Origin of the sequence: Vreelandella lionensis (genome assembly GCF_002087295.1) — a bacterium.
Taxonomy (GTDB): Bacteria; Pseudomonadota; Gammaproteobacteria; order Pseudomonadales; family Halomonadaceae; genus Vreelandella; species Vreelandella lionensis.
The window spans coordinates 98,513-110,535 of the sequence record NZ_MWVI01000099.1; the positions used below are offsets into that span (position 1 = coordinate 98,513).

The 12,023-nt window shown below is 54.3% G+C and carries 7 protein-coding genes and 2 pseudogenes; 8 read left to right on the forward strand and 1 reads right to left on the reverse strand.

Annotation, left to right across the window (positions count from 1 at the left end):
- Window positions 1-65 precede the first annotated feature (65 nt).
- A complete protein-coding gene (gene mfd / locus B4967_RS16495) occupies window positions 66-3,515 on the reverse strand; it encodes a transcription-repair coupling factor (protein WP_192859225.1) in 3,450 nt (1,149 codons plus the stop codon).
- A 239-nt stretch (window positions 3,516-3,754) separates the two neighbouring features.
- Between mfd and B4967_RS16500 the strand changes: the two genes are divergently transcribed.
- The 8 genes and pseudogenes from B4967_RS16500 to nqrM all read left to right on the forward strand — a co-directional run bounded on the left by B4967_RS16500 (window position 3,755) and on the right by nqrM (window position 11,989).
- Window positions 3,755-5,218 carry a glyceraldehyde-3-phosphate dehydrogenase gene (locus B4967_RS16500; RefSeq protein ID WP_083026392.1) on the forward strand — a complete coding sequence of 488 codons (1,464 nt, stop codon included), beginning with the start codon at window positions 3,755-3,757 and terminating at the stop codon, window positions 5,216-5,218.
- A 307-nt stretch (window positions 5,219-5,525) separates the two neighbouring features.
- Window positions 5,526-6,873 (forward strand): annotated as a pseudogene (locus B4967_RS16505) (Na(+)-translocating NADH-quinone reductase subunit A).
- Window positions 6,873-8,099, forward strand: a complete 1,227-nt coding sequence (locus B4967_RS16510) for an NADH:ubiquinone reductase (Na(+)-transporting) subunit B (RefSeq protein ID WP_083026393.1) — start codon at window positions 6,873-6,875, stop codon at window positions 8,097-8,099. The pseudogene B4967_RS16505 and the gene B4967_RS16510 overlap by 1 nt, the downstream one beginning before the upstream one ends.
- Entirely contained in the window at window positions 8,099-8,920 is an 822-nt protein-coding gene (locus B4967_RS16515; RefSeq protein ID WP_083026394.1) for a Na(+)-translocating NADH-quinone reductase subunit C, read from the forward strand. The genes B4967_RS16510 and B4967_RS16515 overlap by 1 nt, the downstream gene beginning before the upstream one ends.
- 2 nt (window positions 8,921-8,922) lie before the next feature.
- Window positions 8,923-9,591, forward strand: a pseudogene (locus B4967_RS16520) (NADH:ubiquinone reductase (Na(+)-transporting) subunit D).
- 1 nt (window position 9,592) lies between these two features.
- The gene (nqrE, locus tag B4967_RS16525) at window positions 9,593-10,210 is read left to right on the forward strand and encodes an NADH:ubiquinone reductase (Na(+)-transporting) subunit E (protein ID WP_044628064.1); all 618 of its coding nucleotides are present in this window, start codon (window positions 9,593-9,595) and stop codon (window positions 10,208-10,210) included.
- Window positions 10,211-10,278: 68 nt separating this feature from the next.
- Window positions 10,279-11,511, forward strand: a complete 1,233-nt coding sequence (nqrF, locus tag B4967_RS16530) for an NADH:ubiquinone reductase (Na(+)-transporting) subunit F (protein ID WP_083026396.1) — start codon at window positions 10,279-10,281, stop codon at window positions 11,509-11,511.
- A 223-nt stretch (window positions 11,512-11,734) separates the two neighbouring features.
- Window positions 11,735-11,989, forward strand: coding sequence for a (Na+)-NQR maturation NqrM (nqrM, locus tag B4967_RS16535; RefSeq protein WP_044628062.1), 255 nt, complete (start codon window positions 11,735-11,737; stop codon window positions 11,987-11,989).
- The last annotated feature ends 34 nt before the right edge of the window (window positions 11,990-12,023 follow it).

Here is a 12,023-nt window from a genome sequence, read left to right on the forward strand (position 1 = left end):
CGCATGGTAATGGGCAGCGATGCGTTACCGATATGTGCTGCTTAATGACAAGTTTGCCCCAAGGTTCACGCCGCCGCTACTTTTTGATTAAGGGTCGTTAGCAGTGCTTCAATCTTTTCGAAACGCTGTTCGACCGTTTCCATTGGAAATTCAAAACGTAAAGTATCGGAACCATCTAAGCGGTAGTGCTGGGGAGATTTTTGAATCAGCGTGACCAGGGTCAGCGGGTCTACCTGGGTAGTGGTGTTAAAAATCACGCGGCCGCGCTGTTCACCTGCTTCTATGCGCGCAACACCGAGCTGTTCTGCCCGGTGGCGCAGCTTCGTCTGCCGAATCAGATTCTTCAACGGCTGTGGCAGTAGACCAAAACGGTCAATCAACTCTACCTGCAACTCTTTAAGCTCGGTATCTGATTGCGTATTAGCGATGCGTTTATACATGACTAGGCGCTGCTGTACATCGTGAATGTAATCATCGGGAATGAGGGCAGGCAGATTCAGGCTTATTTCGACGCCTGTGTTGAAGGGCGCGTCGATGTTAGGGGTTTTGCCTGCGCGGATTGCTTTCACCGCCCGGTCCAGCATTTCCATATAAAGGGTGTAGCCAATGGTTTCCATTTGGCCGCTCTGCTCGTCGCCCAAAAGCTCACCCGCACCGCGAATTTCCATATCGTGGCTGGCCAATGTAAAGCCTGCCCCCAGGTCGTCTGAGGCGCTAATCGCCTCAAGGCGTTTTACGGCATCTCGCGTCATGGCTTTGGGTGGCGGGGTTAGTAGGTAAGCATAGGCCTGATGGTGGCTGCGCCCTACGCGGCCGCGCAGCTGGTGTAGCTGTGCTAGGCCGAACTTATCCGCACGCTCAATCAAAATGGTGTTGGCGCTAGGTACGTCAATGCCGGTTTCTATAATGGTGGAGCACACCAGCACGTTAAAGCGTCGGTGGTAGAAATCAGACATCACCCGCTCAAGGCTGCGCTCTGGAAGCTGGCCGTGGGCCACAGCAACGCGGGCTTCCGGCACTAGCTCGCGGATCTGTTCAGCAGCATTCTCAATGGTTTTTACTTCGTTGTGCAGGAAGTAGACCTGACCGCCGCGCAGGATCTCCCGCAGTAGCGCTTCCTTAATAATGCTGTTGTCGCGCTGCTGTATAAAAGTTTTTACCGATAAGCGCCTTGCGGGCGGAGTGGCGATGATAGAAAGGTCACGGATGCCGCTCATGGCCATATTGAGCGTACGCGGAATAGGCGTGGCGGTGAGTGTGAGAATGTCGATTTCCGCGCGTAGGGTTTTCAACTTCTCTTTTTGGGCGACGCCGAAGCGGTGCTCTTCATCGATAATCAGCAGTCCCATTTTGGGCAGCTCGACGCTTTTCGAGAGCAGCTTATGGGTGCCAATAACGATATCGGTTTGGCCGTTTTTGATGCCTTCCAGGGTTTGCGTCATCTCTTTGCCACCGGTAAAGCGCGAGATTAGGCTGATATTGACGGCAGTGTCGGCAAAGCGGTCGCGGAAGTTCTCAAAGTGCTGGCGTGCTAGTAGCGTTGTCGGCACTAGCACTACGACCTGTCTGCCGGACTGTACGGCGAGGAAGGCGGCGCGCATGGCCACCTCGGTTTTACCAAAGCCGACGTCGCCACATACCACGCGATCCATTGGCTGTGGCGACACCATATCGCTAATCACCGCCTCAATGGCGGCTTGCTGGTCGGGTGTTTCCTCAAACGGGAAGCTGGCTGAAAAGCGAACGTACTCATCTCCCGGTGAGTCGTACACCGTGCCTTGCTGGGCTTCACGGCGGGCGTAAATATCCAGTAGTTCTGCGGCGGTGTCGCGAATTTTTTCAGCGGCTTTGCGGCGGGCTTTCTCCCACTGGTCGGAGCCCAGCTTATGCAGCGGGGCAAGTTCGTCATCGGCGCCGCTATAGCGTGAAATAAGGTGCAGGCTATCCACCGGTACATACAGCTTGGCGCCGTCGGCATAGGAGAGGGCGAGAAACTCGTTGGCCTGGCCGCCCGCTTCCAGGGTTTCCAGGCCCAGGTAGCGGCCTACGCCGTGGGCTTGGTGAACCACCGGTGCTCCTTCGCGCAACTCGGAAAGGTGGCGGACCGCTAGTTCGTTATCGTCGGTGGCTTTTTCCCGCCGACGGCTTTGCCGCACGACGTCGCCAAACAGCTCGGTTTCGCTAATTACCGCGACATCGGGCTCGGTGAGCCATAGGCCACTACCCACCAAGCTTTCCGTTATAGCGATGTGCTCGCTGCCTGCTAAAAAAGCCTGGAAGCTATCGCTATGGGGCAGCGATAGTTTCAGCGGGGAGAGGACTTCCTCCAGTGCTTCCCGCCGCCCGCGGGACTCGGCAACAAACAGCATGCGGGTCTTGGGATGGTTATCCAAGAAGTTCGCCAGCTCGCTCAGCGGCTGTTTGGCGCGCGCATTAATGGCCAGAGAAGGGAGTGCTTGGGCCAGAGGAGCAAGCGCATGGCGTTGGCTGTCGTCCTCAGTGAACTCAAGGCGAGGTCGCGCTTTAATGGCTGAAAACACTTCGTTAACCGGGAAGAACGCCCGGTGAGGCGGTAGTAGCGGCCGCGTAGGGTCAACACCTAAATTCTCATAGCGCGATTCAATCGACTGCCAGTGCTGCTCAGCCGCGTGGAAAACGTCTGGGAGCAAGGCGATGCGAGTGTCTTCGGTGAGATGCTCAAACAGCGAGGCGGTTTCCTCGAAAAAGAGCGGTAAATACTGCTCTAGCCCAGGAGAGGGAATCGCTTTCAGCGCATCGTTATAGAGCGGGCACTGGCGCGGGTCGACATCAAACAGGGTTTCAAACTGCTCTCGGAAGCAGGCAATCGCGCTGCGGCTTAGCGAGTATTCATGGGCAGGCAGCAGTTCGATGATATCCACTTTGTCGGTAGAGCGCTGGCTGCCGGGGTCGAAGTGGCGCAGTGTGTCGATCTCATCATCAAATAGATCAATACGAATCGGCTCATCCATGCCCATGGCAAATAGGTCGATAATCGCGCCGCGCATGGCGTATTCGCCCGGCTCATAAACGGTCTCTACCGCACGATAGCCTGCCCGGGAGAGCGATTCGCGGAATGTTTCGCGATTCAGCGTGGCCCCCGCCTTTAGCGTCATCACGCGGCCAGCGATGTACGAGACAGGCGGCAGCCGCTGCATGAGGGTATTGACCGGCACAAGCACGATACCGCGCACGCCATCCTGCAGCAGGCGCAGCGTTCTCAGCCGAGCAGAAATAATATCTTGGTGGGGCGAGAAGCTGTCGTAGGGCAAGGTTTCCCAGTCGGGGAAGGGGAGAACCGGCACGCTGCTATAAAAAGCGAGATCTTGTTCCAGCCTCTGGGCGCTGGCGGTGTTGGGAGTGATCACCAGTAACGGTGCGCTTGACGCTACCTGAGCTAGCGCCAGGGCAGTCGCACTGCCCGGCGGCGCTTGCAAATAGAGCGTATCGCGAATCCCTTGCGGCTGAGGCGGTTCGAGCAGAGAGAAAGAAGGCATAGTAAAGGTATCGTTTTGCGCAGAAACGGAACTTGAATCATACACGATCAGCCCTTTCACGCAGAGGCCCTAAGGTGAAGCGGGCTTTGTGAGCCTATTTGGTACTACATGAATACTGTTTGTAGTCAATGCCCTTTTTCTGTAATACCCCTACATGTTGTGCGACTATCCATTCATTGCGGCTCCCTAATAAGCCCCGGATAATATCCCCACATCCCCGTTACCCAATGAGGCCGCACGTGAGTCAGCAAGCTCTCGAAAACGTTTTTCAGGAATGGCAAAACAATGAAGCTCTGGCTGAGCAGATGATTCCGCTGGTGGGTCAGCTATATCGCCAGAACAACGTTGTTGCCACCATGTTCGGACGTTCCCTGATCAAGCGGTCGGTCATTCGTATACTTAAAGATCACCGCTTTGTGCGCAAAATTGAAGGCACAGAGCTGTCGGTAGAAGACACGTACCCCATCGTAAAAGCGATGAGTGAGATGAACCTGGGGCCTGCTCACGTCGATGTGGGTAAGCTAGCAGTGAGCTTTAAGCGCCAGGGCGGTGGCGACCTTGATGCGTTTTTGCGCCATGAGCTAGGCGAGATCATCGACGGCTTTCAGCCGGGCGGCAGCAAAGGCGAGCCTCAAGACGTCGTGCTGTATGGTTTTGGCCGTAGTGGTCGCCTGCTGGCGCGCGTGATGGTCGAGAAGGCTGGCGGCGGAAACCTACTGCGTTTGCGTGCCATTGTGGTGCGCGGCCGTGGTGATGTGGCGAAAGACCTGGAGAAGCGTGCCAGTCTGCTGCGCCGCGACTCGGTTCATGGCCCGTTTGATGGCACCATCGCCGTGGATGCTGACGCGCGTACGCTGACCATTAACGGCAACGTGGTGCAGGTCATCTACGCCGACTCCCCCAGCGAAATTGATTACACCACCTACGATATTCATAACGCGGTGATTGTTGATAACACCGGTATTTGGCGTGGTGAAGCGGGTCTAGGCCAGCACCTTGAGTGTAAAGGTGCAGCAAAAGCGCTGCTGACGGCGCCGGGTAAAGGTGACATCAAAAATATCGTATTCGGCATTAATCACGAAACGATTGGCGATAATGACCGCATCGTGTCGGCGGCTTCCTGTACGACGAACGCCATTGTGCCGGTGTTGAAAGTACTCAACGATGAGTACGGTGTGGCGACAGGGCACGTTGAGACCGTTCACGCCTATACCAACGACCAGAACCTGATTGATAACTATCATAAAGGTGATCGTCGTGGCCGTAGTGCGGCGCTTAACATGGTACTGACCGAAACAGGCGCAGCTAAAGCGGTTGCTAAGGCGCTGCCGGAGTTAGAAGGCAAGCTGACTGGTAACGCCATTCGTGTACCGACCCCGAACGTATCTATGGCGATTTTGAACCTGACGCTGGATAAAGGTACCGATGCAGACGCGCTGAACGACTACCTGCGCCGTATGTCGATTGATTCTGCTTACCAAAAGCAAATTGATTTCGTTGACTCTGCAGAAGTGGTTTCTTCTGACTTCGTTGGTAATCGCCACGCGGGCATTGTTGATGCCAAAGCGACCATTGCTAACGGCAATCATGCAGTGGTCTACGTCTGGTACGACAATGAGTTTGGTTATAGCTGCCAGGTCATTCGTATTCTTCAGCATATGTCGAATGTGCAGTTTTTGAAGCTGCCACGTCAGGCGAGTTAATTAGTGCGGGTCCGTAGTGCGCTAAATTAGGGCATTACTTAAAACGTTGAATCAACGCCACCTTCGGGTGGCGTTTTTTGTACCAGAAACAAATGCACTACAAATGCATATAGCACTTTTGGAGGCCATCAGGGATGTGGTCATTGGCCGCGCTTATCTTTATAATGCGATAGATTTTTCGGGGTGGTTCAAGCTTGCTTGGGCCTGACTGGTAACAATCTGAACAGAAAATAAGAATTCACTGAGCAGAAAATAAGCATTCGAACCCCTTACCTTCGTATATCCGATCCATCAACTGGGCGAGACTATGATCGAAGTCAAAAAAGGCCTGGATCTCCCCATCACGGGAGCGCCCGAGCAGCGTATTGAAGATGCGCAGCCTGTGCGTCACGTGGCAATCCTGGGCACTGACTATGTTGGTATGAAACCAACAATGGAAGTTCAGGAAGGGGAAGGTCAAGTTAGGCCAGCTTCTCTTCACCGACAAGAAAATTGACGGCGTGCGTTTTACCGCGCCTGCCGGTGGTGAAGTAGTCGCAATTAACCGTGGCGAAAAACGTCGTCTGCTGTCTGTGGTTATTAAAGTCGATGAAAATGAAGAAGCGATGACATTTGCTTCGCATGATCGTGAGGCTTTAGGACAGCTTGATCGTCAAGCCGTTGTCGACCAGCTTGTTGAGTCAGGACTTTGGACTGCCCTGCGCACCCTTCCTTTCTCACGCACGCCAGCCATCCATAGCGTTCCTGCCGATATCTTTGTCACCGCTGTAGATACTCATCCGCTAAGCGCTGACCCTGCCTTTATCATCAATGAAAATGCCCAGGCATTTGAAGACGGCCTCAAGGTGCTAACCCGCCTGACCGAGGGCAACGTTTTTCTGTGCACGGGGGATAATGCTTCCGTATCAGGCAGTGATGTTAGCGGCGTCAAAACCGAAAGCTTTGCTGGGCCGCACCCGGCTGGTTTGGTAGGCACGCATATCCACTACCTCTCGCCTGTAGCGCTGCACAAAAAAGTGTGGCACATCGGTTATCAGGACGTGATTGCCTTCGGTAAGCTGTTTGTTGAAGGCAAGCTGGATATGAGCCGCATTATTGCGGTGGGTGGCCCGCGTGCTGAAAAACCTCGCCTGTTGCGTACCCGTATCGGTGCTAGCACCGAGGAACTCTTGGCAGGTGAAGTCATCCAACCTGATGACACTCGTGTGATTTCCGGCTCAGTCTTCTCTGGTGCTGCCGCTGAAGGCAAGGTGACTTACTTAGGTCGTTTCCATAACCAAGTAAGCTTGCTGGAAGAGGGTAATAAGCGCACCTTTTTGGGATGGCTTTCCCTGGGTGCCAATCGTCACTCGGTAATGGGTATCTACCTCTCCAAGTTCAAAGGCTTGAGTAACTACGCGCCGACCACCTCTACAAATGGCTCCGAGCGTGCCATGGTGCCGGTGGGTAACTACGAGCGCGTCATGCCGTTGGATATTATGCCAACGCAACTGCTGCGTTCGCTGATTGTGGGCGACATTGAGGTTGCCATGCAGCTCGGGTGTCTTGAGCTGGACGAAGAGGATCTGGCGCTGTGTACCTACGTTTGCCCCGGCAAATATGAGTACGGCCCCATCCTGCGTGACAATCTCACCATGATCGAGAAAGAGGCCTGATGATGGGTATTCGACAAACACTCGATAATCTCGAGCCGCACTTCCATAAAGGTGGCAAGTACGAGAAGTTCTATCCGCTTTACGAAGCGGTAGATACCATCTTCTATTCGCCCCCCAGTGTTGCGAAAACCACGTCACATATCCGTGATGGCGTTGACCTTAAGCGCATTATGATCACCGTTTGGTTGTGTACCTTCCCGGCCATGTTCTTCGGTATGTGGAACGCAGGTTGGCAGGCTAACACGGCGATTGAAGCAGGTTATGCTTCTATGAACGGCTGGCGCGAAGCCATCATGATGACCCTGGCGGGCGGTCATGATCCGAGCAGCCTGTGGGCGAACTTCGTGCTGGGTGCGACCTACTGCCTGCCTATCTACCTCGTCACCTTCGTGGTAGGTGGGTTCTGGGAAGTGCTGTTCGCCATTAAGCGTGGTCACGAAGTTAACGAAGGCTTCTTCGTGACTTCCGTGCTGTTTGCGTTGATTCTGCCAGCTACTATTCCGCTATGGCAGGTAGCATTAGGTATTACCTTCGGTGTCGTGATTGGTAAGGAGATCTTCGGTGGTACCGGCAAGACTTTCCTTAACCCGGCGCTGACTGGCCGTGCGTTCCTCTACTTTGCTTATCCGGCGCAAATTTCCGGTGACGCAGTATGGGTAGCAGCCGACGGCTACACCGGTGCTACTGCGCTTTCTATGGCGTTCCAAGACGGTATGACTGCGCTGACTAACGCTTACAGCTGGTGGGATGCCTTCCTAGGCTTTATCCCTGGCTCTGTTGGCGAAGTATCGACGCTGGCCATCCTGATCGGTGCTGCCGTACTGCTGTGGACCAAGATTGCCAACTGGCGCATCATGCTGGGTGTATTCCTGGGTATGGTGATTACCAGCACGCTGTTCAACCTGATCGGTTCTGAAACCAACCCCATGTTCGCGATGCCGTGGTACTGGCACCTCGTCATTGGTGGGTTTGCCTTCGGTATGGTGTTTATGGCGACTGACCCTGTGTCCGCTTCCATGACCAACCAAGGCCGTTTGGTATTTGGCGCGCTGATCGGTGTGATGACCGTTCTAATCCGCGTGGTAAACCCGGCGTTCCCGGAAGGCATTATGCTGGCCATTCTATTCGCCAACCTGTTTGCGCCGCTGATTGACCACTTCTTCGTCCAGGCCAATGTGAAGCGCCGTCTCAAGCGCACTGGTACACCGGCCGAGGAGACTGCCTAATGGCACAAGGTAATAACTCCATCAAGAAAGTCCTGATCGTAGCGTTCTCGCTGTGCATCGTGTGCTCGGTCATCGTTTCGACGGCGGCCGTCGCACTACGCCCAGCGCAGCAGCTCAATCAGGAGCTGGACCGCAAAACCAACATCCTTAATGTGGCGCGTCTTTACGAGCCGGGTATGGATGTGGAAGAAGCGTTCAGCAGCCAGATTACTGCCCGCGTTGTTGAACTGGAAACCGGTGAATACACTGACCAGTTTGACCCCAGTACCTTCGATGGTTTTGAAGCAGCGCGCGACCCAGCTACTGGCCGCACGTTGTCTGGCGACCGTGATATCGCAGGTTTGGCGCGGGTTGAAAACTACGCCACCGTTTATCTCGTGGGCGATGCTGAAAACCCCGACCAGATTGTTCTGCCTATTCGTGGGCAGGGCCTGTGGGGCCGCATGATGGGCTTCCTCTCTGTTGAAGGGGATGGCAACACCATCGTCAGTATCACGTACTACTGCCACAGCGAAACGCCGGGTCTGGGTGCTGAGGTAAACAACCCGCGCTGGCAAGCCCTGTGGGAAGGTAAGGAGGTTTACAGTGAAGAGGGCGACCTTTCACCGGAAATCCACCTGACCAAAGGCGGTGCAAGTAACGAGCACGAAGTCGATGCGCTTTCCGGTGCTACGCTGACCAGTAACGGCGTGACCAACATGCTGCAGTTCTGGCTGAGTGAAGAGGGCTTTGCTCCTTACCTGGCTAAATTCCGCAGCGGTACCGAGCCATCAGACGCCGAAGACACCGAGACTGACTTCGACGATGTTGAGGGGGCCTGATCATGGCGGATGTAAATGCAAAAGGCGTTTTAACGGCGCCGATTTTTAAGAACAACACCCATTGCACTGCAAATCTTGGGGATCTGTTCTGCGTTGGCGGTCACCACCAGCATGAGCGTTTCGCTGGTAATGGCGTTGGCGGTAATTTTTGTCACTTCCTTCTCGAACTTGTTCGTATCGCTGATTCGGAACCATATTCCGTCCTCGATCCGTATCATTGTTCAGATGACCATCATTCCCTCGCTGGTGATCGTGGTTGACCAGATCCTCAAAGCCTATGCTTACGAAATGTCTAAGCAGCTGTCGGTTTTCGTAGGTCTGATCATCACTAACTGCATCGTGATGGGCCGCGCGGAAGGTTTCGCGATGTCCAACACGCCGGGCCTGTCATTCCTGGACGGTATCGGTAACGGTTTGGCTACGGTTTCGTTCTGATGGTGGTAGGTTTCGTTCGTGAACTGTTGGGTGCTGGTAGTATCTTCGGCTTCACTGTACTGCCGACCATTCAGAACGGCGGCTGGTACGTGCCGAACGGCCTGCTGCTGCTGCCGCCTTCTGCCTTCTTCATCATCGGTCTGTTGATCTGGGTACTGCGCTCTGTCAACCCCGAGCAGGTAGAAGAGAACGAGTTCAAGATGAAGCACAACACCAAGCCGAAGGAGGCCGTGTAACATGGAACATTATCTAAGCCTTTTCGTTGCTTCGGTATTTGTTGAGAACATGGCACTAGCCTTCTTCCTGGGCATGTGTACGTTCCTTGCGGTATCCAAGAAGGTGTCCTCTGCGATTGGCCTTGGGATTGCGGTTATCGTCGTACTGACGATCACGGTTCCGGTCAACAACCTGGTATTCACTTACCTGCTGCAGGAAGGGGCGCTGACCTGGACCGGCATTAGCGGTGCTGAGAATATCGACCTGTCATTCCTGGGTCTGCTCTCTTACATCGGTGTTATCGCGGCACTGGTACAGATCATGGAGATGTTCCTTGATAAGTACGTACCGTCGCTTTACAACGCGCTGGGCGTTTTCCTACCGCTGATCACCGTAAACTGCGCCATCCTGGGTGGCGTACTGTTCATGGTAGAGCGTAGCTATAACTTCGGTGAGGCCGTGGTATATGGCTTCGGCGCTGGTACCGGTTGGGCGCTAGCAATCGCTGCTCTGGCGGGTATTCGTGAAAAGCTGAAGTACAGCGACGTGCCGGGCGGTCTGCAGGGCCTTGGCATCACGTTTATCACCGTTGGCTTAATGTCACTGGGCTTTATGTCCTTCTCTGGCATTCAGCTTTAATCGGAGCCGGTTTTCTCGGCAGCCTAGGCTGCCGAGGTACAGAAAACCTTCAGCAATAGGAAACCGACATGGTTGATACATCTGTCATCTTGCTCGGTGTTGTCATGTTCACGGTCATCGTTATTAGCTTAACGGCGATCATTCTGGCAGCGCGCAGCAAGCTAGTGAGTAGCGGGGACGTGACCATTGAAGTCAACGGCGACCCTGAGCACACCCTGAAGACCCAGGCCGGCGGCAAGCTTTTGAACACCCTGGCGGCCAACGGTATTTTCCTTTCTTCTGCCTGTGGTGGCGGTGGGTCCTGCGCCCAGTGTAAGTGCCGAGTAGAAGAGGGCGGCGGTTCTATTCTGCCGACTGAAGAGTCGCACTTCACCATGCGTGAGAAGAAAGAAGGCTGGCGCCTCTCTTGTCAGGTTCCTGTGAAGCAGGACATGAAAGTAGAAGTGCCGGAAGAAGTCTTCGGCGTTAAGAAGTGGGAAACCGAAGTAACCGCCAACCCGAACGTGGCGACCTTCATCAAAGAGCTGAACTTGAAGCTGCCTGAAGGTGAAGAAGTTGCCTTCCGCGCCGGTGGTTATGTACAGCTGGTAGCGCCGCCTTACGACATCAAGTTCTCTGACTTCGATATCGAAGAAGAGTACCGTGGCGACTGGGAGAAGTTTGGCCTATTCAACATTTCCCACAAGAGCAACGAGGAAGTCATCCGCGCCTACTCCATGGCGAACTATCCGGAAGAGAAAGGCCTCCTCAAGTTCAACATTCGTATCGCAACTCCGCCTCCTGGCAGCAGTCATCCGCCGGGCCTGATGTCCACCTACGTCTTCAACCTGAAGCCGGGTGACAAGGTAACGGTGATGGGGCCGTTCGGTGAGTTCTTCGCCAAAGACACCGACGCTGAAATGGTCTTCATCGGTGGTGGTGCGGGTATGGCGCCAATGCGTAGCCATATCTTTGACCAGCTCAAGCGTCTGAAGTCGACTCGTAAAATTTCGTTCTGGTACGGTGCGCGCTCCTGGCGTGAGACCTTCTACAACGAAGAGTACGACCAGCTGGCGGAAGAGTTCCCGAACTTTGAGTGGCACTTGGCACTCTCCGATCCGCAGCCGGAAGATAACTGGGAAGGCCCGACGGGCTTCATCCACAACGTGCTGTACGAAAACTATCTGAAGGACCATCCGGCACCTGAAGATTGTGAGTTCTACATGTGTGGACCGCCCATGATGAACGCCTCTGTTATTAAGCTACTGCTTGATATGGGCGTTGAGCCGGAAAACATCCTGCTGGATGACTTCGGCGGCTAATATCGCATCAGCGAACGTTAGAAGCGGGGCTAGCCTTTGGGCTAGCCCCGTTTGTTTTTGTTTACCGTTTTGTTGGTAGATGCGAAGTATCCGTGCTGAAAAACGCCCAATGCCTGATCATTTTGCGGTGGCTGAGGTACAATGGGCGGTAGATTTTTAAGGCACTTATCGGCACAAGTATTGTCGGCAGGTGAGATACCTAACGTAATGCTAGGAGGACAACATGGCAATTTGGCTACTGGTATTCGGGTTTATGGCGCTGATTATGGGCGCGATGGCCGTTGGCGTGCTGATGGGGCGTAAACCCATTGCAGGCTCCTGCGGTGGGCTTAATCAAATCGGCATGAAGGATGGCTGCGATATCTGCGGCGGTAAAGACGAAGTATGCGAAGAAGAGAACCGCAAACGCGGTAGCGTACGGCGCCGTAGTGATGAAAGCCGTGGCGCCGACTTAGGTTACGATGCAACGCGCCGCTAACCGCTGATGCTACTACGCGTTAAATAACATCAAA

Coding starts and splice junctions, on each gene's coding strand:
- nqrF (WP_083026396.1), top strand. CDS start 10,279: ATGGTTGATACATCTGTCATCTTGCTCGGTGTTGTCATGTTCACGGTC.
- B4967_RS16515 (WP_083026394.1), top strand. CDS start 8,099: ATGGCACAAGGTAATAACTCCATCAAGAAAGTCCTGATCGTAGCGTTC.
- mfd (WP_192859225.1), bottom strand. CDS start 3,515: ATGCCTTCTTTCTCTCTGCTCGAACCGCCTCAGCCGCAAGGGATTCGC.
- B4967_RS16510 (WP_083026393.1), top strand. CDS start 6,873: ATGATGGGTATTCGACAAACACTCGATAATCTCGAGCCGCACTTCCAT.
- nqrE (WP_044628064.1), top strand. CDS start 9,593: ATGGAACATTATCTAAGCCTTTTCGTTGCTTCGGTATTTGTTGAGAAC.
- nqrM (WP_044628062.1), top strand. CDS start 11,735: ATGGCAATTTGGCTACTGGTATTCGGGTTTATGGCGCTGATTATGGGC.